The organism is bacterium (genome assembly GCA_021372515.1).
Taxonomy (GTDB): domain Bacteria; phylum Gemmatimonadota; class Glassbacteria; order GWA2-58-10; family GWA2-58-10; genus JAJFUG01.
On the sequence record JAJFUG010000116.1, the window covers coordinates 18,191 to 44,951 of the forward strand.

General features: G+C 64.7%; 20 protein-coding genes. 13 read left to right on the forward strand and 7 right to left on the reverse strand.

The annotated features are described in order from the left end of the window. Nucleotides 1-52: 52 nt before the first annotated feature. Nucleotides 53-955, reverse strand: coding sequence for an ABC transporter ATP-binding protein (locus LLH00_11690; protein MCE5271928.1), 903 nt, complete (start codon nucleotides 953-955; stop codon nucleotides 53-55). A 327-nt stretch (nucleotides 956-1,282) separates the two neighbouring features. Further along, nucleotides 1,283-2,551: an HD-GYP domain-containing protein gene (locus LLH00_11695; protein MCE5271929.1), complete on the reverse strand. Its 1,269-nt coding sequence runs from the start codon at nucleotides 2,549-2,551 to the stop codon at nucleotides 1,283-1,285. 332 nt (nucleotides 2,552-2,883) lie between these two features. Here LLH00_11695 and LLH00_11700 point away from each other — a divergent pair, with 332 nt between their 5' ends. The 6 genes from LLH00_11700 to LLH00_11725 all read left to right on the forward strand — a co-directional run bounded on the left by LLH00_11700 (nucleotide 2,884) and on the right by LLH00_11725 (nucleotide 11,705). Next, nucleotides 2,884-4,197, forward strand: coding sequence for a DUF4832 domain-containing protein (locus LLH00_11700; GenBank protein MCE5271930.1), 1,314 nt, complete (start codon nucleotides 2,884-2,886; stop codon nucleotides 4,195-4,197). A 92-nt stretch (nucleotides 4,198-4,289) separates the two neighbouring features. Continuing rightward, nucleotides 4,290-4,994 carry a GDSL-type esterase/lipase family protein gene (locus LLH00_11705; GenBank protein ID MCE5271931.1) on the forward strand — a complete coding sequence of 235 codons (705 nt, stop codon included), beginning with the start codon at nucleotides 4,290-4,292 and terminating at the stop codon, nucleotides 4,992-4,994. 35 nt (nucleotides 4,995-5,029) lie between these two features. Beyond that, nucleotides 5,030-6,049, forward strand: coding sequence for a Crp/Fnr family transcriptional regulator (locus LLH00_11710; protein ID MCE5271932.1), 1,020 nt, complete (start codon nucleotides 5,030-5,032; stop codon nucleotides 6,047-6,049). Nucleotides 6,050-6,065: 16 nt separating this feature from the next. Beyond that, nucleotides 6,066-7,556 (forward strand): NFACT RNA binding domain-containing protein, encoded by a 1,491-nt coding sequence (locus tag LLH00_11715; GenBank protein MCE5271933.1) that lies wholly within the window; start codon nucleotides 6,066-6,068, stop codon nucleotides 7,554-7,556. Between the two features lie 34 nt (nucleotides 7,557-7,590). Continuing rightward, complete coding sequence (locus tag LLH00_11720; GenBank protein ID MCE5271934.1) at nucleotides 7,591-8,994, forward strand: NCS2 family permease; 1,404 nt, start codon at nucleotides 7,591-7,593, stop codon at nucleotides 8,992-8,994. Nucleotides 8,995-9,062: 68 nt separating this feature from the next. Further along, nucleotides 9,063-11,705, forward strand: coding sequence for a S8 family serine peptidase (locus LLH00_11725; GenBank protein MCE5271935.1), 2,643 nt, complete (start codon nucleotides 9,063-9,065; stop codon nucleotides 11,703-11,705). Between the two features lie 161 nt (nucleotides 11,706-11,866). Here LLH00_11725 and LLH00_11730 read toward each other — a convergent pair whose 3' ends face one another. Then, nucleotides 11,867-12,439, reverse strand: coding sequence for a manganese efflux pump MntP family protein (locus tag LLH00_11730; GenBank protein MCE5271936.1), 573 nt, complete (start codon nucleotides 12,437-12,439; stop codon nucleotides 11,867-11,869). Nucleotides 12,440-12,515: 76 nt separating this feature from the next. After that, complete coding sequence (locus LLH00_11735) at nucleotides 12,516-13,901, reverse strand: APC family permease (protein MCE5271937.1); 1,386 nt, start codon at nucleotides 13,899-13,901, stop codon at nucleotides 12,516-12,518. A 256-nt stretch (nucleotides 13,902-14,157) separates the two neighbouring features. On the opposite strand from LLH00_11735, the gene LLH00_11740 reads away from it, so the two are divergent. The 5 genes from LLH00_11740 (at nucleotide 14,158) to LLH00_11760 (ending at nucleotide 19,914) form a co-directional block, all read left to right on the forward strand. Further along, a complete protein-coding gene (locus tag LLH00_11740; GenBank protein ID MCE5271938.1) occupies nucleotides 14,158-15,117 on the forward strand; it encodes a pyridoxal-phosphate dependent enzyme in 960 nt (319 codons plus the stop codon). Nucleotides 15,118-15,150: 33 nt separating this feature from the next. Further along, nucleotides 15,151-16,845 (forward strand): potassium channel family protein, encoded by a 1,695-nt coding sequence (locus LLH00_11745; protein ID MCE5271939.1) that lies wholly within the window; start codon nucleotides 15,151-15,153, stop codon nucleotides 16,843-16,845. Next, nucleotides 16,846-17,559, forward strand: coding sequence for an ATP-binding cassette domain-containing protein (locus LLH00_11750; protein MCE5271940.1), 714 nt, complete (start codon nucleotides 16,846-16,848; stop codon nucleotides 17,557-17,559). Further along, entirely contained in the window at nucleotides 17,556-18,347 is a 792-nt protein-coding gene (fetB, locus tag LLH00_11755; protein MCE5271941.1) for an iron export ABC transporter permease subunit FetB, read from the forward strand. The genes LLH00_11750 and fetB overlap by 4 nt, the downstream gene beginning before the upstream one ends. Nucleotides 18,348-18,537: 190 nt before the next feature. Then, on the forward strand, nucleotides 18,538-19,914 hold the full coding sequence (locus tag LLH00_11760) for an HD domain-containing protein (protein ID MCE5271942.1): 1,377 nt from the start codon (nucleotides 18,538-18,540) through the stop codon (nucleotides 19,912-19,914). Nucleotides 19,915-20,131: 217 nt separating this feature from the next. Here LLH00_11760 and LLH00_11765 read toward each other — a convergent pair whose 3' ends face one another. Then, a complete protein-coding gene (locus LLH00_11765) occupies nucleotides 20,132-20,800 on the reverse strand; it encodes a molybdopterin-dependent oxidoreductase (GenBank protein ID MCE5271943.1) in 669 nt (222 codons plus the stop codon). Nucleotides 20,801-21,096: 296 nt separating this feature from the next. Between LLH00_11765 and LLH00_11770 the strand changes: the two genes are divergently transcribed. Then, complete coding sequence (locus tag LLH00_11770; protein MCE5271944.1) at nucleotides 21,097-22,347, forward strand: arabinose transporter; 1,251 nt, start codon at nucleotides 21,097-21,099, stop codon at nucleotides 22,345-22,347. Nucleotides 22,348-22,423: 76 nt separating this feature from the next. On the opposite strand, the gene LLH00_11775 is transcribed toward LLH00_11770, so the two are convergent. Next, nucleotides 22,424-23,743 carry a Gfo/Idh/MocA family oxidoreductase gene (locus LLH00_11775; protein MCE5271945.1) on the reverse strand — a complete coding sequence of 440 codons (1,320 nt, stop codon included), beginning with the start codon at nucleotides 23,741-23,743 and terminating at the stop codon, nucleotides 22,424-22,426. Between the two features lie 592 nt (nucleotides 23,744-24,335). Beyond that, nucleotides 24,336-24,785 carry an Hsp20/alpha crystallin family protein gene (locus LLH00_11780; GenBank protein MCE5271946.1) on the reverse strand — a complete coding sequence of 150 codons (450 nt, stop codon included), beginning with the start codon at nucleotides 24,783-24,785 and terminating at the stop codon, nucleotides 24,336-24,338. Nucleotides 24,786-25,168: 383 nt separating this feature from the next. Between LLH00_11780 and LLH00_11785 the strand changes: the two genes are divergently transcribed. Beyond that, the gene (locus tag LLH00_11785; protein ID MCE5271947.1) at nucleotides 25,169-26,491 is read left to right on the forward strand and encodes a GntP family permease; all 1,323 of its coding nucleotides are present in this window, start codon (nucleotides 25,169-25,171) and stop codon (nucleotides 26,489-26,491) included. The last annotated feature ends 270 nt before the right edge of the window (nucleotides 26,492-26,761 follow it).

Here is a 26,761-nt window from a genome sequence, read left to right on the forward strand (position 1 = left end):
AACCTCTGTGATTTAGTTCAGCGCGTCATCTTTCCCGCGCCGGGAGCCGGAGTCAGTCCGCGTCGTCGTGATCGAGCTTTTCGCCCAGTTTCTGCTCCAGGAAATGCACATAGGCATGTTCGAGGTTCGGCTCGATTGGCTCGGCGTTGAAACCGTCCGGCTTGTCACCCACCACCTGCACCTCCCAACCGTCCGCCGCCGGCACGGTCGAGATCACGGACCAGTTCTCGCGGAGGTTGTCCAGCTCGCTGTCCAGGGCGTGAACGAGCCAGGCGTGCCCGCGGGTGGCGGCCACCAGCGCCTCCGGGGAACCGTCGTACACCAGTTCGCCGTGGTTGAGCATGGCCATGCGCTCGCAGGAGCTTGAGATGTCGCCCACGATATGGGTCGAGAGCAGGATCACCATATCCCGTGAACTCATCTCGGACAGGATGTTACGGAAACGAAGGCGCTCCTCCGGGTCCAGGCCGACAGTCGGTTCGTCCACCACCAGCACGCGCGGCTCGCCGATCAGGGCCTGAGCTATCCCCAGGCGGCGTTTCATGCCGCCGGAGAGCTTGCCGGCCATGCGGTCGCGGGCCTCGTACAGGCCCACTGTCTCGAGCATCCGTTCCACGGCCCCGCGCCGGGCGGCGCCCCTGAGGCCGGCCAGGCTGGCGGCGTAGGAGAGGAACTCCCAGGTGCGCAGCTTGGGGAACGTGCTGAACTGCTGGGGCAGATAGCCCAGGCAGGCGCGCACCCTGGCCCGGTCGCGCTTAAGGTCAAGTTCGCCATAGCGGGCTGTGCCGGTGGAGGGCTCGAGCAGAGTCACCAGGATCCGCATCAGGGTGGTCTTGCCCGCACCGTTGGGCCCCAGCAGGCCGAACAGTCCCTGCTCGATCTTCAGGTCGATTCGTTTCAGGGCCTGGATTCCACCGCGGTAAGTTTTACTCAAACCGTCGATAGTGATGTTCATCAGTGTCACCGTAAGCAGAAGATTTTATAAAATGCGGGTTTGCCGGATTACAGGCGTGCAACGGATTGTCGCTTCTTGAAAAGAACGCCGTCCCCTGTGTCGCTCCGTGCGCCTGTCCCTGGGATTGCAGTCTTCTATCTGATACTCTGGGCGCCCGGACCGGTTCAAAAAAAGCGCCCTTACAACGGCCATCCCGACAGACTAAGACAACGGGCCAAGGCTTGACGTTACAGAATTATTGACCCTTGAATGGGGGGAGGACGCGTAAACCGTGGAAACACGGAGGTGAAAAATAACCTTCCCGGAGTTTAATGGCAACCGTGAAAGTCAGGCTATTCCGTTCTGCTCGAACTGGCGCCCGAGCAGGAGGATGAACTCGCGGGTCAGGTTGGGGTCGAACTGTCCGGAGCAGAGGTGCAGGTGGTTCAGGGCGTCGAAAGGCCGGTATTTCTTCCGGTACGGGTAGTCCGTGGTCATTGTGTCGTAGACATCCACGATCGCGGCGATCCGGCCGAACATCGAAATCTGCTCGCCTTTCAGTTTTCTCGGATATCCGCTGCCGTCCAGCCGCTCGTGGTGCTCGAACACCATCCGCACCACCTCCTCGGGAACATCCTTGTGCTGGCGCAGCATGTTCACCCCGAGCATGACATGCTTTCTGACAGTCTCGCTCTCCCCCTCTGTCAGGGCCTCGGGCTTGTTCAGAATTACGGGGTCGATCTTTTTCTTGCCCAGGTCGTGCAGCATCCCGCCCAGGCCCAGGATGTAGATGTCGGGATAAAGCGGCAGCCCGATGGTGGCGCCCAGTGCCACGCTGAACGTGCAGACATTGACCGAATGGACGTAGGTGTAGAGGTCGTGAGAGTGGATCACCATCAGCGAGTGGAAAGCGCTGCGGTGCTGAAGGATGAAATCCACCATGTAGTTGATCACGTTTTTCAGGCTGGTCATCCGCGCGCTGCTGGTCGGATCATCCAGAAGGTCCTGGAGGATGAGCTTGGTGAACTCGCGCAGGGAGACGGCTTTCAGCAGCAGCCGGTTTCCGTTGGCGGAACTGTCTGTGTCTATGTCCCGCAGCCTCTGCTCGACTATCTGCCGGTAGCGGAGGAGGCTTTCGCGGCCGATGAACAGCTCCTGGTTCTCCAGGTCGCCTTTTCCTTTGAATTCCCATCTGCAGTCGCTGTCCAGGCAACTGTCCGGTATGGCTTGAAGTTCGGAGCTGTTGCGCAGGAATATCGGGAAATCGAGAACCGCACCGGCAGGAATGACCTTGGGGTCGATCACAAAGTAATGTTCGCGCAATTCGTTGTGGAACAGTAATAGACTTTCCTGCCCGATCCGCCCGGAATCCTTTTTGTCTTTACCCTGACCCTCGGCTTTGCGGCTGTAGCGCTCGAAACGGCCGTAATCGGACAGCTGGACGAACATCGAGCTGACATTGTTCTCGATCAGGGAGTCGAGGTTCTCCTGCTCGAACCTGTAATTGCCCTTCTTGTAAAGGACAAACCGGCTGTTCTGGCTAAGATAGAGGTCGAAATCCGGGATGGAATCGACTATGATCTTTCTCAGCGGGATCGGGATGTACTTTTCGGGCATTCGCTCTCCCCAGACTGGAATAACTGTGCATGGTTGAATATACACACCTTTCTGTCAAGATTCAATTAAGAAAACGATTATGTAAACCGGGAATCCGGTGCGGAAATAATTAATTGAAAGCCGTGTCCAGGCTCTGCGGGCCGACCGGCCTAACCCGGTGCAGACGGCGCAGATGAAATCAGACTTGTCTGAAAGCGGAGGATGTGCGATATTCCAGAACCGATACCGGAGCCAACCGTTTCAGAGTGTGAAAAGGAATGCCAAACCACAGGGGGCGCCGAATGCCGCAGGCCGGACCGTTGGGTAAGCGAACGGTGTATTGTGCGTTTATTATGCTGACAGCCGCGCTGCTGGCCTGCGCCGCGTTGAAAGCCGCTGTGGTGGAGCCGGCGCAGTCGGATGAGACCCTGCTCAACCCGGGGCGCGGTTTCGCCACCACGCACCTGTTCAACGACGGTCTGGAGGGAATCCTGCACCCGAAATGCACCATCGCCCAGTTTCGCTGGTACTGGGACGAGCTGGAGCCGGAGGAGGGGCGGATCGATTTCCGCATGATCGACAGCCTGCTGGCCCAGGCCCATGCCAACGGCCAGCGCCTCAATTTCCGGGTGATGTGCCAGAACGGGGTGATGCACGTGCCGGACTGGGTGCGCCGGGCCGGGGCCAAGGGGCAGAAATACCAGGACGATCCCAAAAACTGGCAGCCGCACTACAACGACCCGGTGTTCCTGGAGAAGCACGCCAAATTCATCGCCGCACTGGGGGCGCGCTACGACGGGCACCCGGATGTGGACTGCGTGGACATCGGCTCCGTGGGCCGCTGGGGCGAGTGGCACACCGGCGGCACCGGGATGGAGATGCCGGATGACTCCACCCAGGCGAAAGTGATCGACATGTACCTGAACAGCTTCCACAAGACCCCGCTCATCATGCTGATCGGCGCCGGTTTCGGCCTGGGTTACGCCGTGGAGCACGGCGCCGGCTGGCGCGCCGACTGTCTGGGTGACATGGGCGGGTTCCGGGAGGACTGGAACCATATGGAGGATTTCTATCCCCAGGCCCTGGCCGGCGCCAACGCCGGAGAGGTCTGGAAACACGCCCCGGTGGTCTTCGAGACCTGCTGGACCATGCAGTACTGGTACGACAAGGGCTGGGACGTGGACAGCATCCTCACCGCAGCCCTCGACTGGCACGTCTCGATCCTCAACAACGGCTCCGAGTCGGTGCCGGAGGCCTGGTGGCCCAAGGTGCAGCAGTTCGAGAAAAAGATGGGCTACCGTTTCCGCCTGGTCCGCCTGCGCCACCCCAACCGTCTGGCCCCAGGCGGCACTTTCATGTTCGACATGGACTGGGAGAACCAGGGCGTGGCCCCCTGCTATCTGCGTCACACCCTGGCCCTGCGCTTGCGCAACGTGTCCACCGGCGGGACCTGGGAGGTGCCCACGGACGTGGACATTACCGGCTGGCTGCCCGGCCCGGTGCCGCTCCAGTCGAGCGTGGTCCTGCCGGCCGACATGCCCTCCGGCGAGTACGAGCTTGCCCTGGCCCTGCTGGATCCCTATTCCGGCAAGCCGGCCATTCGCCTGGCCAACGCGGGACGGGACGAGGACGGCTGGTACACGCTGAGCCGCATCCGTCTGCGCTGAACGGGTGAGACAGGTTGTCCGCAACGAATTGCGAGATAGAGTACAATCAGTTCCACAGCCGGTTGAGGACCATTCGCACGAGGGAGTGCACAATGTTAAGGCACGGTTTCGGGAAATTGCTGTTGGGCGTGGCCCTGGGGGTGATGCTGTGTCAGTCCGGCCTGTCCGGGCAGCAGGAACGTTTCGAGCGCTGGGAAAAGGACATCCGCGGGCTGGAGGCCCGCAGCCGTGAGAACGGTTTCCCCGCGCCGGGCGTGATCGTGTTCACCGGCAGCTCGAGTGTCCACGGCTGGGACTCGCTGGAACAGGACATGGCCCCGCTCAAGGTGATCAACTGCGGGTTCGGTGGCTCCCAGATCGATGAGGCCACCTACTTTGCCAACCGGATCGTGATCCCCTACATGCCCTCGCGCGTGGTGATTTATTCCGGTGACAACGATATCGCGAGCGGCAAAAGCCCCGAGACCGTGGCCGCCGATTTCCGCGCCTTCGTGGAGCGCCTGCGCGCCTCGATCCCGGGCGAGCCGGTCTATTTCCTCTCGATCAAGCCCAGCACGGCGCGCTGGAAGCTCTGGGACAAGATACAGAAAGCCAACGCGCTCATCCGCGGGTACTGCGAGGGGGAAAAGCGGGTGTTCTACGTGGACGTGGCCACGACCCTGCTGGGCCCGGACGGCAAGCCGGACGTTTCGCTGTACCAGGAGGACGGGCTGCATCTGAACGCGGACGGGTATGCCCGCTGGACCGCGATCGTGAAGCCGCTCCTGTCTGAGCCGTTGCCCGGGGACGGGCAGTGAAAGCCGCAGCGGACTGCCAGAGCGTGGATTGAACGATGGCTGAGAACTCCAACATCCAACAGTACGAGCCAGGGCAGGTGATCCTGCGCGAGAACGCGCCCGGCGATTCTGCTTACATCATCCTGAGCGGCCTGGTCGAGGTGACCAAGCGCATCGAGGGCCAGCCGGTGGTGCTGGTGCGCCTGGGGCCGGGCAGCATTTTCGGCGAGATGTCGCTGCTGGACGGCAGCCCGCGCTCGGCCACGGCCACCGCGCTGGAGCCGACCCGGGTTTCGGTGATCGACGCCCGGCGTTTCAATACGATCATGCAGAGCATCCCGCGCGAGGTGCGTCCGCTGTTTTCCTCGCTCAGCGAGCGGTTGCGCAACACCAGCCGTCAGGTGAGCGCCCTGTCGCTGCGCGAGCGTCTGCTCTACAGTATCTGCCGTATCCTGACCTGGCTGGCCGCCACGCGCGGGACCGCCGCCGGGAGCGGGTGCGTGCTGGGCTACCGCGAGACCCTCCTGGAGCTGTGCCGGGTGCTGGCTTTCTCCGAGGAGCGGATCGAGCAGGCGGTGCGTGACCTGGCTGGCAGCGGCCTCATCCGGATCGAGGCGGGGGAGCGGCCCGAGGAAAGTGCGCTTTTCGTGGATGAGCCCGAGCAGCTTACCGCTTTCGTCGAGTTCCTGACCGAGCGCCTGGCGCACATCCCGGGGTTCCCGCCGCCGGGGCGCAAGTTCGCCGTGCTCTCGGAGCGGGCGCGCGAGGCGCTGTACTACCTGAAAAACCAGTGCGGACGCCTGCCGCGGGATGCGGCCGGACGCTGCCATTACGATTTCGACCGCTACGTCAAAGAGATAGTGAACGGCCTGGGCTGGGGCGTGAAAGACGCGATCCTGAAGCTCCAAGAGCTGGCCGCCTCCGGGGCGGTGCGCCTGGACAAGCTCAGCCCCCTCACGGAGGGGAAAGCCATAGTCTACGATGCGGCCGATATCACCCGGGCGCAGACAATCCTTCTGCAGGCCGAGGATTTCGAGAAAACCTGGCGCGAGCTTTTGCGCCGCGAAGAAAGATGACAGGTAAACGATGTCGATGAACCACATGCAGATTGAACGCCTGCTGGCCGAGACCGGTCCACGGGTCGCGGGAGGCTGGGTGCGCAAGGTCTGGCAACCCGACCAGTGGCATTTCCAGCTCGAGCTATACGCCGCCGGCCTGACCCGTTTCCTGACTGTTGTCACCACCCCCGGCGCGTGCGGCCTCTACCTGAGCGACAGCCGGCTCGGACCGGCGCCGTCCGAGGCCCCGCAGTTCTGCGACAAGCTGCGCAGCGACCTGACCGGTAAAAGCCTGGTCCACCTGGAACAGACTCCCCACGAGAGGATCCTGAGCCTCGATTTCGCCGCGCATCCCGGCGCCCCGCTGGAGCGCCGCCTGGTGCTGGAGCTGTTTTCCGCCGCGGCGGACTGCTACCTTCTGGACCCGGAGGGGACTGTCCTGGCCCTTCTGCACCCCGGCCCGGCGCGCAAGCGGAGGAATTTCCCGGGCAGCGCATTCACTCCAGCGCCGCCGGGCAAGCCCGGCCAGGCCCTCGAACAGTCCGACGCGCTGGAGGAGCTGCGCGCCTCCCGCGGCCTGCCCGATTACAACAGCGCGGTGCAGCTCGCCCTGGAGGAATCGGCGGCCACGGCGGTCCTGGAGCAGGCACGCCAGGAGGCCCGTCGCGCGGTGAGCCGTGAGCTGGGCCGTCTGGAGGCCCTGGAGCGGGATTTCCGCCGCAAGATCGAGGCTGCGGCCCAGGCCGACCGGCTGCGCGAGTGCGGCGAGATACTGGCCGCCCATTTCAACAGCCTGCGACGGGGCCAGGACCGGGTGCGCCTGCCGGATTTCTACCGCCACGACCGTATGGCCATGCGCGATATCGAGCTCGATCCGGCCCTTTCGCCGCGGGACAACCTGGAGCGCTATTTCAAGCGTGCGCGCAAGCTGACCGCCGGGGCCGAGTTCGCCGCGAAGCAGATCGAAACCATCGCCGGACGGCGCGCACCCCTGGGCGCGGCCCTGGAAAAGATCGAAACACTGGAGAGCGCCGAAGAGCTTCAGGCGGTCCTGGCCGCGTTGAACCTGGCCCGGCCCTCTGGCGCGAAAGCCGCCCGCAAGGCGGCCCAGGACGCCCCGCGGCTGCCCTACCGCGAGTTCGTCTCGGCGGACGGCGCGGCGATCCTGGTCGGGCGCGGCGGCAAGGACAATGACCAGCTCACGTTCCGTCACGGCCACGGCCGCGACCTCTGGCTGCACGTGGCCGGTGCGGCCGGGGCCCACGTGATTCTGCGCTGCGACAAGGAGAGCGCGTTCACCGAAGAAGCCCTGCTGGATGCCGCCCACCTGGCGCTTTTCTACAGCGACCAGAAAGAGGCGGATTCGGCGGATGTGGATTACACCCTGTGCAAGTATGTCTCCAAACCCAAGGGGCTGCCGCCGGGCAAGGTCAACCTGAGCCAGCGGCGCACCCTCCGTCTGCGCCGGGAAAAGGCCCGCCTCGACCGTCTGCTCGGGCGGGACGACCTGGCCGGACGGGCCTGATCGACCAGCGACCCATCCGATGAGGACCCCAGACATGCTCGAAAGACTGTTCCAGCTAAGCAAGCACGGTACGAGCGTATCCACCGAGGTGCTGGCCGGGGCCACCACGTTCATGACCATGTCCTATATCGTGGTGGTGCAGCCCGCGCTTTTTGCCCAGGCCGGGATCGATTTCGGCGCGGTGCTGATGGCCACCTGTCTGAGCGCGGCTCTGGCCAGTCTGGTGATGGGTCTCTGGGCCAACTATCCGGTGGCCCTGGCCCCGGGCATGGGGGAGAATTTCTTTTTCATCTACACGATTGTCCTGGGGCTGGGCGTCCCCTGGCAGAACGCCCTGGGGATGGTGTTCCTGAGCGGGGTGATCTTCATCCTGCTCTCCTGCTTCAATATCCGCGAGATGGTGCTGGATGCGATCCCGGACGGGCTGCGCCAGGCGATCACCGCCGGGATCGGGGCGTTCATCCTGGTGATCGGGCTGGGGCACGCCGGGGTGCTGGTGCGCGACCAGGCGCTCTGGAGCCGGTTGCTCGCCCCGGAGGGACTGCCCAGCCTGTTCACCCGCGGCAATTTCGCGGCCCTGGTCGACCTGTTCCGGGTCTACGGCCCGTTCCCTGGGTTGGACCGGGTGCACCTGGTGGCCCTGACCGCCCTGGCGGCCAGCGTTCTGCTGCTGTGGATCCGGGTGCGCGGTGCGCTGCTGCTGGGCATGCTGACCGCGGGGGCGGTGGCCTATGCGCTGGACCTGATGCAGTGGCACGGGCTGTGCGCCGTCCCGCCTGACATCCGGCCGACCCTGTTCAAGCTTGAGCTGGGCGGGCTTTTCACCTGGAAACTGTTCCCGCTGGTGCTGGTGTTCCTGTTCATGGACCTGTTCGACACGATCGGCACGCTGGTCGGGGTGAGCGAGCAGGCGGGACTTACCGGCCCGGATGGCCGTCTGCCGCGCGCCAGGCAGGCCCTGCTGTCGGACGCTGTGGGCACCGCGGCCGGGGCGCTGCTGGGCACCAGCACGGTGACCAGCTACATCGAGAGCGCGGCCGGGGTGCAGGCTGGCGGGCGCACCGGACTTACCGCCGTGGTCTGCGCCGCCTTTTTCCTGCTGGCCACGTTCTTCTCCCCGCTGGCCTCCAGCGTGGGCAGCGGTGTGACCACCGCCAGCGGTATCACCCTCTATCCGGTCACCGCGGCCGCCCTGATCATCGTGGGGGCCATGATGCTGCGCTCGCTGGGGCGTCTGCGCGGCCATTCCTGGCAGACCTGGGTCTCCGGCGTGCTGGTGGTGGTGGGCATGCCACTGACCTACAGCATAGCGGACGGCTTGGCGCTGGGGTTTGTCAGCTACCCGCTGCTGCACCTGGCAAGCGGCCGCGGGAAACAGGTGAGCTGGCTGATCTATGCCTTGGGCTCGATTTTCGTTTTTCGCTACCTTTTTCTTTGAAACGGTGTACAATGATTTAGTGCAAATCGGGGCTGCATAATATTCACCTCCACCACCCGGAGTCATTCATGCGCCTTGGCAGAGCGCTGCAAACAGTTCTCCGGCCCCCCGCAATCCTGTCGTTCCTGTCTTTGTTCACAGTTGCAATATACGCCCAATCCCCGGACACTCTCTGGCGGGCCAAGGTCGACCCGCGGCTGGGGCTGCGCTGGGCCGGGGCCATGCGCTCACCGTCCACGCGCCTGAGCGCGGCCCGGGAGAGCCAGCGGGTGGTGGTGCGTTTTGCCGATGAGCAGGCGCAACCGCCCGAGGGACTGACTGTCCTGACCCGCAGCGGACGGATCGCCGTGGCCGAGCTGAGCCTGGAGAGCCTGGAGACTGTGGCCTCGAGCGAGGCGGTCGCCCGTATCAGTCTGCCCCGCACCTACCATCCGACCGATGACCTGGGCCTGGCCTCGATCCGCGCCGAGCGGGTCCAACCCCGGCTGGGCGTGACCGGCAAGGGGGTTATAGTCGGCGTGCTCGACACGGGCATCGACTGGAGCCACCCGGATTTCTTCAAGCCCAGCGGCGGGAGCCGGATCATGTACATCCTGGACCTGAGCGATTCGCTCAAGAACAGGCAATCCGGCGAGCTGGGCGACCGCGGGCCGTTCGGCAGCCTCCTGTACAGCCGCGGGATGATCGAGCGCGCGATCAAGGGGGACGGCGTTATCCGCGAGCAGGACTATATCGGCCACGGCACCCACGTGACCGCCATCGCGGCCGGCTCCGCCTACCGGGGGGCCGGCAGCCAGATGACCTACGGCGGGGTGGCCCCCGGCGCGGACATTGTCTTCGTCAAAGTCACAGCCACCCCGCGCGATTCGGGCCTGACCGATGCCAATATCATGAACGGCGTCTGGTTCGTGGACTCCGTGGCCCGGGCCCTCAAACGTCCCTACGTGCTCAACCTGAGCCTGGGCGGGAACCTGGGGGCGCATGACGGCACCGATGCGCTGGACGAGTATATCGCCGCGCTGGTTGGGTCGGGCAAGACCGGGCGCGCAGTGGTGGCCTCGGCCGGCAACTCCCGCTACGACCGGGTCCACGCGGCGGGGGATTTCACCCAGGAGCCGGACAGCGTGGCCTGGCTGGAGATAAACGTGAGCGGCGGGGCCGAGAGCAACATGGACCAGGTGCTTTTCGAGGCCTGGCTGAGCGACAACCACCCAGGTGTCTCAGTGACCGTGGTCACACCCTCGGACAGTGTCTACGGCCCCTTCAACAACGGCTTCGCCATGACCGACTGGGCCATCGCCACGCCGGATGGGCTGTTCAGCGTTGTCAACGCCTACCACGGCCCGGAACCACAGAACAACAACCGTCTGGTCTCGGTGGCCCTTCTCGACCCGGGCTGGGTCAGCTCCGAACCGGATTCGACTCTCAGGCCGATCCGCGCCGGGGTCTGGAAAATCGGCCTGCGCGCGGTCAAGGGCGGTTTCGACGCCTATCTGGACCGGACCAACTGGATGCGGGCGGCGTTCAATAACTACTACACCGAGTCGGGCACCGTGGAATCGCCGGCCGCGCATCCGGACATTATTGCGGTGGGAGCCTACGTGGCGCGGGACGACTACACCACGCTCGACCCGCCGGGGGGAAGCGGGGCGGCGCTGCGCGAGCGGCCCGAGCTTGGCCGTCTGGCCCCGTTCAGCAGCGCCGGGCCCAACCGCAAGGGGGTGCTCAAGCCGGAGCTTTGCGCGCCCGGTCTGTGGGTGGTCTCAGCCCTGAGCCGGGCCGCCGACCCGGTGGGCGAGCCGCTTTCGATCTTCTCCAGCCCGCAGGCAGCCTATCCGTACCTGCTGGTCACCCCCGACTCGGTCCACGCGGTGAGCCAGGGGACCAGCTTTTCCGCGCCCCACGTGGCCGGCCTCTGCGCGCTTCTGCTCGAGGCCGCGCCGAACCTGGGCGTCACCGCCCTGCGCAAAATCCTGACCGAAACCGCCACCTCCGACAGCGCCACCGGCGCCCTGCCCGACAACCTGTTCGGCTACGGACGGGCCAACGCTGTGGGGGCGGTCCGTCAGGCGCTCGGGGTCAGCCGCGATTCGGTGCGGCTGGCCGCCGCGGTGGAGCCAGCCGAGGGTGTGGTCACAGACAGCCTGGTCTACACGCTCCAGGCCGACCTGAGCGCCTCCGCCGAGGCGCTGAGTGAGTTCTCGTTCAGCTTGCAGTTCCCGGCCGAGGCCCTCCGGCCCGAGCTGCGCCTGGACTCCCTCGGCCATCCCCAGGCTGACCCGCGCCTGCACGTGGACACCCGCCTGGCAGGCCAGGGGCTTCTGGTGGTCAGCGGCACGCGGCGGGACGGCGCGGTGACCCGGGACAGCCTGTTCCGCCTGACATTCCGGCCGGTCAGCCGCAGCGCTCGCGACAGCGTACAGTTGGACCTGGGCCTGCTCAGCCTGAGCGGCGACCTCGCCCCGCTCGACCTGAGCGGACGGGCCGTCCTGGCGCAGAGCGCGCCGGTCAGCCTGGGGGTGTCGCGCTGGTGCGCCCTGAGCGGGGACCTGGACGGGGACGGCCGACGGACAGTGTTCGACCTGCTGGATTTGCTGAAAGTGCTGTCCGGAGCGAAAGAGGGCGGCGCTTGCGCGGATGTGGACGGCAGCGGCAAGACCGATATATTCGACCTGCTGGGCCTGCTGAAGCTGCTTTCGGGCGGGGAGTGACACTGGTGGCAATCAGGTTGTGATGATAAAAAGCATGGGCGGCCCCCTGTGGCCGCCCGGATAAAAAGTCGGCAGGCACAGGGGCCGGCCGCTAAGCAGGTGTGTTACAGGAGTCGCTGGTTCAGGAACTGAGAATGTCCTGCCTTCAAGCCGGGGCTTGATTAACCGAAAGCCAGGCCGAGGTGCTGGACAAGTATCTTCAGCCCGATCCCGATCAGGATCACCCCCCCGGCCACCTCGAGCCAGCGGGCGCGCCCGGCGCCGATCCGGTTGCCGAAATACATCCCGGCCAGGGTCAGGCCCGCCGCCACCAGCCCGATGATCAGGGCCGCGCTCCAGATGTTGCTCGTGATCAGCGGCAGGCTCACTCCCACCGCCAGTGCGTCGATGCTCGTGGCCACGGCCAGCAGGATCAGCCAGTGCCCACGGGTCGGATCGCCCATCCCGGCCGGCTCCTCATGTGAGCCGAAAGACTCGTGGACCATTTTCAGCCCGATCACCCCGAGAAGGACGAACGCCACCCAGTGGTCCACCGGCTCGATCCAGCGCTGGAGCTTCGCCCCGGCCAGCCAGCCGATCAGGGGCATCAGGAACTGGAACAGGCCGAAATGGAACGAGAGGCGGAAAAACTGGCGCGGTGATTGCCAGCGGATACGAAGGCTCAGGCCCACCGCCACGGCCAGCGCATCCATCGCCAGGCCGACCGCGATAAAAAGGACAGGCAGCAATCCCATCATACTATCTCCATATACGAAAGCCTCCCGGAACGCAAGGCCCGGGAGGCTTCCGGCCGAACCAACCCACGGGTAGCTACTCGAGTTTCAGCTTCAGGCTGCGCCTGAGCCCGCGCGTGATTATCAAATACCAGGCGAATCCGGCCAGCATCCAGTAACTGACATACTTGATAACGGTACGGTCGAGGTTCACGAAGACCCAGCCGATGACCAGCATGCCCATAAGCGGCATCAGGACGAACCGCACCACCTCCCAGAGGCCGAATTCCTCGGGCCGTCTGCGGATGGCGTATTCACAGATCACGCTCAGGTTGACCGAGAAGAACCCGATGAACGCCCCGTAGTTGAGGACCTGGGCCGCGATCTCGAAATTCAGCCGGAAAGCCAGGATCAGCGAGACCACGCCGATCAGGAGCAGGTTGTAGGTCGGTATCTGGTACTTGGGGCTCACGTACGAGAAAAACTTTCGTGGCAGCACACCGTCGCGGCCCATGCCGTACAGCAGGCGGGCGGCCGAGACCTCGCCGGCCAGGGCGCAGGACAGCCCGGCCACGATCATGATGAAGAAAATGAACATCTTGAACCCGGCTCCGCCGATGGCCTGCGAGATTATCAGCACCGCGCCGACATCCCGCGGCAGGGCGCTGTAGTCCGGCCAGACCAGTTGGGCCAGGTAGGCCACGGTGACGAAGATCACGGCGCAGAGGATCGCCACCCAGACAGTGGCCCGGCCGATGTTAACCCGCGGGTTTTCCACCTCCTCGGCCAGAGTCGAGACACCATCGAACCCCACGTACGAGAACACCGCCGTGGCCGTGCCGGCCATCAGAAGGTTCCAACTGAAAGTGCCCGGATTGTAGAACGGCAGCGTGGACCAGAGCGTCCCGGCGCCCACGCCGTGGTTCAGGGCCACGATCGCGAGGATCACGAACAGGATCGCCGCCAGGATCATCGCCCCGGTCATCAGGGTGTTGGCCCAGGCGGTCACCTTGATCCCGAAGAAATTGACCACTGTCATCGCCACCACGAACGACACGATCCAGTACCAGCTTGGTATGGAGGGCCAGATCTGGAGGCAGAGGTCGCGGGCGGCGATAACGCTAAGCAGAGGCAGAAGGAGATAACTCAGGAACAGGGCCCAGCCCACGATGAACCCAATGTGCGGATGGATCGCGTTGGTGGAGTAGGAGTAGGCGCTGCCGGCTATCGGGTGACGGGCCGCCATCTTGCCGTAGCTGGTGGCGGTGAAGATAAGGGCGAACAGGGCCACGATGTAGACCGAGGCCAGGTGCCCCAGCGTCGCGATAGCCACGATGCCCAGCATCGGGAACGGAGCGGTGGGGGTCACATAAGCCAGCCCGTACATTACCAGGTGGCGTAGCTTGAGCACGCGCTTGAACTCCTGTTTGTAGCCATAGGAATCCAGGGAATCACCCTGGAGGTTGCCTGTTTCCTGGCTCAATCCGGCCTCCCGCTTCTGTTGCGTGACTGGAGAATGTGTTGAGGGTCGTCAGCCTTTTCCTGGATAATGAACGAACCAGAAATTACAGCGAGAGTCGGAGGGATGCAAGCCTAAAACCCTGGTTTTTCGTTCATCTGTTTACAACCCGGGAATCGAGTGCTAATATTGATACAAACGCTGCCGGATTCAGCGCTCCCGGAACGCCGGGGCTGTCCGGGCAAAGCTGTGGCTTTCGACTTTGAGCTGGAGAATACAAATGCTGACCCTGGATGATATCAAGCAAGCCGCCGCGCGGCTGACCGGAGCGGCCAACCGGACCCCGGTGCTGACCTCGCGGACACTGGACTTGCGCTGCGGCTGTCGGCTGTTCCTGAAATGCGAGAATTTCCAGCGTGTGGGGGCGTTCAAGTTCCGCGGCGCTTACAACGCGGTCTCTCAGCTCAAGCCCGCCGAACGCAAAGCCGGGGTGGTGACCCACTCCAGCGGCAACCACGCCCAGGCCCTGGCCCTGGCCGCCCGGATCGCCGGGGTGAAAGCCGTGATCGTGATGCCCGCGGGCAGCCCCTCGGTCAAGATGGAGGCAGTGCGCGGCTACGGCGCCGAGGTGGTGATATGCGAGAACAACCTGATCGCGCGCGAAAGCACCACCGACCAGCTTATCCGCGAGCGGGGCCTGACCCTGGTGCACCCCTACAACAACGAGCGGGTGATGGCCGGGGCCGGGACCGCCGCCCTCGAGCTGATCGAGGAGGCCGGGCCGCTGGATATCCTGCTCACGCCGGTGGGCGGGGGCGGACTGCTGAGCGGAAGCGCAGTGGCGGCCCGGGGCCTGAACAGGAAAACCCGTGTACTGGGGGTGGAGCCTCTGGGTGCGGATGACGCTTTCAAGAGTTTCGAGGCGGGACGGATCATTCCGCAGGAGGACCCCAACACGATCGCCGACGGGTTGCGCACCTCGCTGGGAAGCCTCACTTTCCCGGTGATCCGCTCCCTGGTCGAGGGAATAGAGCGGGTGAGCGAGTGGGAGATTCTCGACGCCATGCGTTTCCTCTGGGAGCGGATGAAGCTGGTGGTCGAGCCCTCGGGGGCTGTGCCCCTGGCCCCGCTGCTGGCCGGACGGGTGACCGGGGGGGCGAACCTCCGCGTGGGTGTTATTGTCAGCGGCGGCAACCTGGACCTGGCTGACTTTTTCAAAACCCTGGAAGCGAAAATCTGAAACGGCTTTGAAAAAGAAAAGGACTCCGGATTGATGAAACAGAGCCGGATACGGAAAATCTGGGAACACGGTCTGCGGCTTTTCTGGGACGAGCGCGCGCAGATCGCCGAAACGTTCAGCCTGTTCACCATCCTCCTGTTCAGCTTCGCGGTAATCCTCCTCGTTTTCGGGCTTGTCTACTACCTGGTCCAGATCGGACTGGGCACCCCGCGCACCCTTGTCGAATGCCTGTATTTCGTCTGGATCACTTTCGCCACTATCGGCTACTCGGACGAGGGCTTCGCCGGCACCCAGATCATCCGCCTGGTGACCATCCTGATCGGCGCGTTCCTGCTCACCCGCTACATCGTACTGAGCGCCCACATCTACGCCCGTTTCGTGGTGGATGAGGTGTTCAACCGCAAGCAGATCGAGCGGATGAAAAGACGGGTAAGCCGCTCCAGCGGGCACCTTCTGATCTTCGGGGATGACCATGAGCTGATCAACAAGATCATCCAGGGCCTGGGCGGCAGCCACGATTTTTTTCTGGTCAGCGACGACCGTAAGCTGGTCACCGCGTTCCGGGAGCGCTACAAGGACCTGAAATACATCCCGGAAAAGCCGTTCAGCACCGAAACGGTCGACCTTCTGCGCCCCGAGGTCGCGGCCGGGGCCTACACGCTGTTCAAGGACGACGAGAAGAACATCCTGCTCGGGGCGATGCTCGAAAACCGGGTGCGGGTGATAAGCTCGTTCTCGGGCGACCCCTCGGTCCTGCCACGTTTCAAGCGTATCGGTGTGGAGCCGATAGCGCCACACTTAATGAGTGGGCTGAAAATAGTCTCCACCCTGATCCGCCCCCACGTGACCGAGTTCCTGGACCGTTTCGTCTTCCCGAATGACAGCGCGCTCGAATTCAGGCTGCGCGCGCCGGATGAGCCGCACGGCGGAATTATCCTGGCCACGGTGCAAAACGGACAAATGGATTTCAGCGCCCGCGAGTACGCCGGACTGGAATGCCTGACCCTGGAGCGCCGCGAGGGGGAATGCTCCGACCCGCTGCCGGCCAGGATGGAGGCGGTCTGGATGCCCTGCCGCAGCGACCGTTTCCTGGTGCTGGGCGGCGGGACAATCGGTAAGGCGGTGATAGCGGAGATTCTGGCCACGCGGCGCGAACTGACCCTGGTCGAGCCGGATGCCTCCAAGATCGAGCAACTGCGCCGTCTGCACGGCGACACTGCCACCCACTGGGTGGTGGGTAACGGCGACCCGGAGAACTACCGGATGGACGAGTATGACGGGGTGGCGATTGTCACCCCGGCGGATGAGATCAATTTCGCCATCGGCCTGGATTTTGTCGGGACCACGGTGCACCGGGTGGTCCGGGCGGTGGATGACGACATGGAGCAGCATTACCATCGGATCGGCGCGGTGCCGGTGTTCGTGGGACGGGTGGGGGCGGCGCGCATGCTGCGCGAGGTGACCAGCCGCCTGACCAACCGCGTGCTGAGCGGCATGATCCACCAGCAGCACCGTCTGGACCAGGTCTGCCTGGCGCACCAGTCCAGCGCCGCGGAAATCTCCTCCCAGTTCAACGTGCGTATCCTGGGCCTCTGCCGCGAGGGAATCTGCCGTCTGCTCCAGGAACCGGAGGAACAGTTTCATCCCGGCGACACCCTGATTGTCTGCGGCCAGGTGGATGACAACAAGCGCCTGCGCATGCGTCACCGTCTCGATGGGCTGGCCTGAATGACAGACTCCCCGCTGTTCGAGCTGCAAGGGGTGGAGGTGAGCGGGGCCGGTGGGAAAAGGCTCCTGAGCGGGATCGGGTTCAGCCTGCCCGCCGGGAGCTGGAGCGCGGTCAGCGGACCGAGCGGCTCGGGCAAGAGCACCTTGCTAAAAGTCCTTTCACTGCTGCTTAGACCCTCGGCTGGCAGTCTGTTCATCCAGGGGGCGCCTCCTGAGCGCCACAGCGTGACCGCCCTGCGGCGGAGGCTGCCGCTGGTCATGCAAGAGCCGGTGCTGCTCGGCCGCACGGTGCGCGAGGACCTGGCCGAGGCGTTCAGTTTCGCCGCCGCGGAGGGCGCAGCGCCGCCCGCCGGGGAGCGTCTGGACACTCTCTTGGACGCGGTCGAGCTTCCCAGCGACATCCTGGACCGCGACAGCGCCCGCCTGTCCGGGGGCGAGAAACAGCGCGTGGCTATCGCCCGGGCCCTGGCCCTGGAGCCGCAGGCCGTTCTGCTGGATGAGCCCACCTCCGCCCTGGACCTTGTCACCGCCGAGCGCGTGTTCGACAACCTCTCTCGCATCTGGCCCGGCCTGAACCTGGTGCTGGTCACCCACTCCAAACCCCTGATCGACCGCACCGTCACCCAGTTCCTGCTGCGCGGGGGACGGCTGGAACGCGTGGCCCACGGCCTCACGGACAGCGAGCTGCGGCAGTTCCTGGAGGTGCGCCAGTGAACGCCCGATTCTACGAGATAAGCCTCTGGGGCCTGGCTGCCGGGTACGCACTCATCCTGCCGGTCTGGCTGATTGTCTGGCGTAAGCGCCTGGGCGTGGGGCGCGACCTTCTGGTCTCCACCCTGCGCATGAGCCTTCAACTGCTGGCCGTGGGCTACGTGCTCAACTGGCTGTTCGGCCTGTCGCTCTGGTACGTGGTGATTGCGGTGTTCCTGGCGATGGTTTATTTCGCGGCGCGCACGGTGATCGCCCGCACCGGGATCGCCCTGAGCGGGTTCACCTGGAAGCTGTTCCTGGCGATACTGGCCGGGGTGGGGCTTGTCACCGCGTTCACCGCCCTGTTCGTGATCCGGGTGCGGCCCTGGTACGAGCCGCGCTGGTTCATCCCCCTGGCCGGGATGATTGTCGGCAACTCGATGAGCGGCTGCGCCCTGGCCCTGGAGCGTTTTTTCGGCGAGGTGCGCGACCGACGCGCCGTGGTGGAGACACGCCTCAGCCTGGGGGCCACCGCCCGCGAGGCCGCCGCGCCGATGCTGCGCTCGGCGTTCCGGGCCGCGCTGCTCCCTACGCTCAGCTCGATGAGCGGTATGGGGATCGTGTTCCTGCCCGGCATGATGACCGGCCAGATCCTGGGCGGGGTCTCGCCCCTGGAGGCGATCCGCTACCAACTGATGATAATGCTGGCGATCCTGGGCGCGGTGGCCTTTTCCTGCTATCTCATCCTGATATTGGAACAGCGCAGCTTTTTCGACGAGTACCAGAGCCTGCGGCAGGATATTTTCGGCTGAGGTGGCACGCCGCGGTTCATGTTTCACGGGCCGAGATTCAGTACATCTCGCTGCCGGGTCCGCTTGGAACGATAAGGCAAGAGGAATGTAGGGGCGGCCCCCCGTGGCCGCCTGAATGAGACAGGGCAGGCACAGGGGCCTGCCCCTACATAGAACAATGCACATTGAGGTTTTTTAAGACTTCATGCAAATGAGCGAGGAAACCCTGCGCCGCATAGCTGGCCTGGCCGAGCGGATAGCACAGTCCGGCGGGCGGGCCTTTTTCGTGGGCGGCTATGTCCGGGACAGCCTGCTGGGCCGCGAGCCCAAGGATATCGATATCGAGGTCTACGGCCTGGATCCCGACACCCTGACCGAGATACTGTCCACCGCGGGGCGGGTGGATTTGGTCGGCCGTCAGTTCGGGGTGCTGCGCGCAGCCTCGCTGGAGGTGGACTGGACCCTGCCCCGGCGCGACAGCGCGGGCCGTCACCCCCGCGTGGCGATAAACCCGCGCCTGAGTTACCGCGAGGCCACCCGCAGGCGCGACCTCACAGTGAACGCCCTGCTGAGGGATGTCCTCACCGGCGAGCTGGTCGATCCCTGGGGCGGACAGGCGGACCTGGAAAAGGGCGTTTTGCGCATACCGGACCGGTCGCTGTTCGTGGAGGACCCGCTGCGTTTCTACCGCGTGATGCAGCTTGGCGCGCGCCTTCAGATGACCCCGGACCCGGAGCTGGACTCTATCTGCGCCGGGATGGAGATACACACCGTGGCCCGCGAGCGGGTGGAGGAGGAATTCAACCGTCTGTGGCTGGAGGCCGCCCGCCCAAGCCTGGGCCTGGCCTGGGTGCGGCGCGTGGGCCGTCTGGCCGAGGTGATTCCGCCGCTCGCCGACACGCCGGTCACGCCCCAGGACCCGGACTGGCACCCGGAGGGGGAGGTCTGGACCCACACGTTGCAGGTGGTTGACGCCGCCGCGGCGCTGCGCACAGGCGAGCGCGGGCGCGACCTGATGCTGCTCTGGGCCGCGGCGCTGCACGACTGCGGCAAGCCGCTCACCACCCGCCAGGAGGGCGGCCACATTCGCAGCCCGGAGCACGACCGCGAGAGCGAGAGTCTGGCCGGGCCGTTCCTGCGGGGCCTGCTGCGCTCGCAGCGCGTGGCCGAGGGCGCGACAAAGCTGATCGCCCAGCACATGAAACCCCTTCAGTTCCACCAGAACCAGTCCTCGGAGAAAGCGTTCAAGCGCCTGGCGCTCAAGCTCGCCCCGGAGGCCGACCTGGAGCTTCTGGCCGCGCTGGCCCTGGCGGATGGCCGGGGGACCAACCCGGCGGGCGGCGCGCCGCTGACCCGGGAGTTCGCGATGGTTGATTGGTTCCGCGAGATGAGCGAGCGGGCGCGGGTGAGCCGCGAGCCGGAGAAGCCGCTGCTAAAGGGGCGGCACCTGCTGGGATTGATAGAGCCGGGGCCGCGCCTGGGCCAGGTGCTGGAGGAGGCCTACCGGATACAGATCGAGGAGGGGATAACGGAGGTGGAGGAGCTGAAGAGGAGGGTGGTGGGGGAGGCGAATGGTAAGCAGGCATGAGAAGAGATAGCAAACGGGCGAACACGAGGTTCGCCCCTACGACAGGCTCGAATGTATAACCATAAATCGGACAGTATCTATGATGCGTGATTTGTCCTCAAAGCAACTCCTCCTGCTGTAGGGGCGAACCTTGTGTTCGCCCGTGGTAATGTTTTGGCCGACGCGGAGATAACCGAGGTGGGGGGCAGGCAGGGGAAATGCAGTAAGAAACAAATGATCACCTGAACCACTCCGCCGGGTCGCCGCTTTTGGGGTAGCCCTGGTTCTCCCAGTAGCCGCGCGCGCCGGTTGAATCTGTCACCTCGATCCGGTTGATCCAGCGGCACCACTTGTAGCCCAACCTGTCCTCGGCCACCAGCATCAGCGGATACCCAAGCTGCGGCTTGAGCGGCACCCCGTTCATGTTCCAAGCCACCAGCAGATCATGGACGGTGACATAATTGAGCGACAGGTAGGTGTAGTAGCCGTCCACCGCGCGGAACACCACGTAGTTCGCCCCCGGTTTCAGCCCGGCCTCGGCCAGAAGGTCGCGCAGCTTGAACCCCTCCCAGAGGATTTTCACCTTCCAGCCTTCAACACAATGCAGGTCGGTCACCTTGCGGAACGCGGGACGGGCTTTCACCTGGTCGAAAGTGAGGTTCAGCGGGTGCTCCACCAGACCGTCCACAGCCAGGCGGTAGGTGCTGGTGTCCACGTGCTGGGGGCCGAGGATTGAGTTCTCGCGGAAATTGCTGAAACTGGAAAGCTTCGCTCCCTCGTACTCGTTGATTTCCACCGGGTCCATGTCGCGCGGCTCGGTGGACTGCCTGGCGTCGCTCCCGCCGCCGCAGGCGGCGGCCAGGCCCAGGGCCAGGGCGGACAGGAACGGCAATAAGGCGGCTCGCATGGGTCATCTCTCCTTGGGCCGGGCAATTCCGGCCATACACAGTCTAACTGAGGGACAACGGGTTCGGTTACAGTGATCCCGCCGGTGGGCCCCCCGGGCTTGACATTCGGTGGGGGCGGTTATAAATTTGTTGCTGTTGTCCCGGCGGATTCGATAGCCGGCGTAAGCGTTAACGTGAGCCAACGCGTCCAATGATTCCGGCGGCGGGAGCATTCCGCCCGGCCGGAGGGAGAGGGCGCGTTGGGGACAGCCTTCTCCGTGAGTTAGACGCCCCGCATGTAAGGAGAAGGCTTCAAGTGAGTCCGTCCAAGGCGCATCCCGCACAATCTCATTTCGACAACATCCCGATACTGCTGCTGTGTGTCACCATATTCCTGGGTTTCCTCACCATAGCCATGCCGCTGCCGGTGATCCCGATCCTGGTGCGTCATGAACTCGGGTTCTCCGATTTGATTGTAGGCCTGACCATGGGCCTCCAGTTTTTCATCACCGTCGTCACCCGCAGATTGGCCGGAACCACCGCCGACCGCGTGGGCGGGCATGTATCGGTGATGCGCGGGCTCGCTGCCTGCGCCCTGGCCGGAGCGACCTACCAGGTCGCGGCCTGGTTCCCCGGCGGACCGCACGCCAAGCTGGCCGTGCTGTGGCTGGGACGGATCGCCCTGGGTTTCGGCGAGTCGCTGATGCTGACCGGGCTGCTGAGCTGGGGTGTGGCCTTGTCCGGGCGGGCGCGCTCGGGCAAGGTGATGTCGTGGGTGGGGATGGCGGTGTTCAGCTCCCTGGCGGCCGGAGCGCCGTTGGGCCTTGCGCTCTCCAACCGCTACGGTTTCAGGAGCGTGGGACTCGCGGTCACCCTCCTGCCGCTGCTGGCCCTTGCGGTCACGTTTTTTGTTCCCAGGGCGCGGACTGTGCCGGGTGCGACAGTCCCGTTCCGCCGGGTGGTGCGGCTGATCTGGCGCCCCGGCGTGGCCCTCGGCCTTCAGGGGGTGGGTTTCGCCGGGATCGGGGCCTTTGTCTCCCTGTATTTCACGGCGCAGGACTGGAGCGGGGCCGGGATCAGCCTGTCGGCGTTCGGGGGGGCGTTCATCCTGGCGCGCCTTCTGTTCGGGAACCTGCCGGACCGTTTCGGCGGGGCGAGAGTGGTCCTGGGCTTTTTCGTGGTCGAGGCCCTGGGCCAGGCGGTCATGGCCGGGGCGTCGAGCGCGTTTACCGCGCTCAGCGGGGCCGCGTTGACCGGTTTCGGCTGCTCGATGATCTTTCCCTGTCTGGGAGTGGAGGCAATCCGCCGGACTCCTCTGGAGAGCCGCGGCTCGGCCCTGGGGGCTTTCGCCGCCTTCCAGGACATCGCCTCCGGCCTGACCGGCCCGAGCACCGGGTTCGTGGCCGGGCTGCTGGGCTACCGCTCGGTGTTCGTGATCGGGGCGGTGGCCGCCCTGGCCGGGCTGATTGTCGCCCTGCCGCTGCTGAGCGACAGCTCGGTGCAGCCGGAGCCTGCCGGCGCTCAGGAATGCGCACCGGCGGAGGTGCTGCCGGACTGCGGCTCCTGAGGCTGAGAAGGGTCGAAACAAAAGGGGCGGACCCATGGGTCCGCCCCTTTTTACGCTTAATTGCGAACGTATTGCCTCACGCTTCCAGGGCGAACGCGGGCGCTTTGGTCTTCCAGCGGCCGCCGCTGAAATCCGGCGCCGCCACAGGCGCGCCCCCGGCCTGGATCGACTGCTCGCTCAGTCCCACCACGCAGCTCATGGCCACCGAGTCATATACATCTATTGGTGTTTGCTTCCCGTCACGCACCGCCTCGACGAATTTCTGCAGCTCCAGGTAATCCGTCCCACCGTGGCTGGCCGCCCCGGCCTCTGCCGCCATGGCGCGCCACCAGGCATGCTCGAATTTCTGCTGGTAGGGGTCGAACGATTCCCATTCGAATTCCTTCGGGCTGCGGCCGTCCAGATACAGCGCATTGCGTTGCTCGTTGTAAACCCCCAACGTGCCCTGGAGCAGCCAGCGGTTGTCATACGGGCGGGGCAACTGCATATCGTAGTTGATCACTATGGTGCTGCCCTTGACTGTCTTTATCACCGAGGTGACAATGTCGCCCTGCTTGTAGACCCGCTTGGCGTTGGGGTGCTCGGGGCCGTACTTGCGGATGAAATAGTCGTTGATCCCGGAGGAGCGCGTGGCCGTGGAGGCCAGGGTGGCGAACCAGTCCCCGCAGCCGATGTCCAGCCAGCTTATGACCGGGCCCAGGCTGTGGGTGGGGTACTGGTCGCAGTTGCGCTTGACCAAGTACTCGCCGCCCCAGCGGATTGAGCCGTCCGGCTCGAAGAACCATTCCGCGATGCAGTCGTGCGAGTGGGCGCAATGACAGTGCACGATCTCGCCGAACAGGCCCTGACGGCGCATGTTGAGCACGGCCAGATTGTCGCGGCGGAAACTCCAGTTCTCCAGCATCATGCAGGGCACACCGGTCGATTCGTGGGTATGGACCAACTCCCAGCACTGCTCGGTGGTGATCGCGGCCGGCACCTCCACCCCCGCGTATTTGCCGGCTTTCATCGCGGCCACCGCCATGGGGGTGTGGCACTCCCAGGGGGTGGCGATAATGACCGCGTGAAGGTCGGTGCGGGCGAGCAGGCGGGTGTAATCCTCCGGGCCGCGTGAGTATTCCTCGGCCTTGGGCTTGCCTGCCGCGGCCAGGATTTTCTGCGCCCCGGCCAGGCACTCCGGATCGATCTCGCAGATCGCCGGCACCTCCACGCCCTTGAGGCTCAGGAGTGTTGCCAGAAGGCCCTTGCCGCGGCGTCCGGCGCCGATAAATCCCACGCGGACTGTTTCCCCGGCCGAACCGCTCCGGGCGGAGAGAATCCCCGGGGCCAGACCCAGGGCGGCGCTTCCGGCCAATACCCGGCGGGCGAACTCCTTACGGCTGATACTGTCTGGCATGGCGCACCTCATTCGCTCTGAACATGGAATATGATTCAACACATAGAGCGGCAAGCAGCGGGATATTTTCTGAAAACCGGGGACACAAAAGGCAGACCGCACCGCTAAGGGAATCATCGTAGCTCGACCGTAGCGACTAACCTTCTGCTCGTCCTTTCCTTTGTCCTTTCGGTCTTGCCCAACAATGTCCGGTTAGGAACTTGCAGGTTGAAGCTGACCGTCTCATTTCTGCTTTGGTTTCGGCCTAAGCAGCAAAGCCAGCGGGGGCCGCAAACTCGGCCAAACCGCGACTCTGCGTCAATCTTAAGTGTTTACGGAGTCTTAATTCCGCTGCCACGGTGCAGCGGCGGCGCTGCCGCGCAATCGCCGCCAGACTCCAGGGGAGTCATAGACCCCTGCCTTTTCACTCACTTCCTCACGCTACCCTGGCGGGAGGCTCAGACATGCGCGGCCCCCAAAAACAAAAACGGCGGCCTGCGGGGCCGCTGAAGTGTTTTCAAATTGTTTGTCTATATCTGATTGCAGGGGAAAAACAAAAGGGCGCCGGGGGAATCCCCCCGGCGCCCGGCCACCCCACCCGTCCGGCACCCGTTTATTTGCTCTTGACCTGGATCTGACGGCCCTTGGTTTCCTCGCGCTTGGGCAGGGTCACGCTCAGGATACCGTCCCTGTACTCGGCGTCCACCTTGTCGGTGTTGACCAGCCCGTTGAGCTGGAAGCTGCGGCTCAGCTTGCCGTAGCTGCGCTCGCGGCGGTAGAGGCCCTTGTCGCGGCTCTCGTACTCGTCTTTCTTCTCCGCGCTGAGCGTCAGGACATCGTTCTCCACGTTCAGATGCAGGTCCTCGTTCTTCACTCCCGGCAACTCGGCCTTGAGGACATAGCGGTCGTCCTCCTCCACCAGGTCCACCGGGAAACCGGCCAGCGTGTCATCCACGGCCAGCATGCGGTCGAAGAAATCGGCGAACGGAGAGGTCCAGTAATTCTTTTCCCGCAACTGCGGCCAGGCGTTGCGGTTCGACTGCCATCTGGTCAGGTTCGACATATCACACCTCCTGTAAGTGTTGTGTTGATTTGTATTGTCCGGGGCCCCGGCCCCCTGTCCTCGTGTTCAAATTTCGCCCCTTAGAAAATGCAACCCGCGTGCCAGAGTGAACCGCAAATTATAACACATTTATAATCAATAGTTTGCACCAGGGAACCCCAACAGACCAGCCCAGCGCTGCGCCATAATGACAGCCGTTGCGCCGTTTTGAAAGTATGGCTGCAACATTGGCAGAGACCAGGCCCACCTGGAAGCCGGGCCGACTGAAGGAGTCCAAGTCGGGCCGGGCCGCGGCGCGCGTTGACAGACCCGGCCTGCGCCCTCTATATTAGGCGCCTCCGGTGCAACCTAAACCCCCAAAGGCGAGGTGCGATGTGAGCGGAATGTTCCTGGCCGTGATTCTCGTACTGCTGGTGGCGGCCCTGATGCTGGCGGTGGGACGCTGGCGCGCGGATGCCTTCCTGACCCTGCTGAGCTGCGCGTTCCTGTTCGGGCTGAGCGCCGGGATGGGGGTAGAGGGGAGTCTGGAGGCGATCAAGACCGGGTTCGGCAACACCCTGGGCGGGATCGGGATCGTGGTGATACTGGGGGCGGTGATCGGGGTGTTCCTGGAGCGCAGCGGGGCCTCCGGGTCAATCGCAGCCGCGATGCTGCGCCTGGTGGGACAGAAGCGCACCGGGCTGTCGCTCAACCTGACCGGCTACATAGTCTCGATCCCCGTGTTCTGCGACTCGGGGTTCATCATCCTGGTGCCCCTGGTCCGGGCGATGGCCCGCCGCACCGGGATCAGCCGCCTGGCCCTGGCCGTGGCCCTGGCCACCGGGCTGTACTCCACGCACTGCCTGGTCCCGCCCACGCCCGGCCCGATCGGAGCGGCCCAGATCCTGGGCGCCGACCTGGGGCGGGTGATACTTCTCGGCCTTCCGGTGGCCCTGGCCCTTTCGCTGATCGGCTGGTGGTGGTCCAGGCGTTTCGAGAACACGGAACTGCCCGAGATGGCGGATGAGCCCTCTGCGGCCCAAACCGCCGCCACCGAGACCCGCGCGCCGGGCACGCTGCGCTCCGCGCTGCCGATAGTTGTTCCACTTCTTCTTATCACCCTGGGCTCGGTGATCACGGCGGGCAAGACAGCGGCCGAGCTGGGCAAAGCCGAAACGCTGCTCAAGGGCTTCGGCCACCCGGTGTTCGCCCTGGCCGTGGGGGTGATCCTCAGCCTGTGGTTGGCCCGGCGCAGCGACCCGCGCGGCAGCTGGATCATCGAGGGGATCAAGTCCACCGCCATCGTTCTGGCCGTGACCGCCGCCGGCGGAGCTTTCGGCCAGGTGATCCGCACCAGCGCCCTGGGCAAGACTTTGCAGGATTTGATCGGCGGCTGGCAGGCGGGCGTGCTGGTGCCGTTCCTCCTGGCCGCAGCGCTCAAGAGCGCCCAGGGCAGCAGCACGGTGGCGATGATCACGAGCGCGGCCATAATCCAGCCGCTGCTGGGGGCGCTGGGGCTGGCCACGCCCTGGGGCCCGGCCCTTGATGTCACGGCCATCGGCTGCGGCGCTATGACCGTGAGCCACGCCAACGACAGCTTTTTCTGGGTGGTCTCGCAGATGGGCGGGATCCCGGCGCCCACCGCCTACCGGGTCTACACCGTGGCCACGGGGATAATGGGGTTCTGCGGCGCCGCGATCCTGTACGGCCTGTCGCTTGTGCTCTGAGAACCAGCCAGTGGCCGGAGGCCTGCCTCGGGGCACGCAAGGGCAGATGTAGGGGCGGGATATACCTTTCGGACATGGTTCATCGTGCCCAAGAAGCTTGATGTCCCTTCGGTCTTGCCCCAGTAGTGTCCGGTTAGGTTTTTACATAGAATGTTACGGGCGAACACAAGGTTCGCCCCTACGACACCCCCTGACATCCCAGGAAGTCAAACACGCTTGCGGCTGTCAGGCCGCCGCAGTTCAGCCTTTGGGGGCCGCACCTGTCTGAGC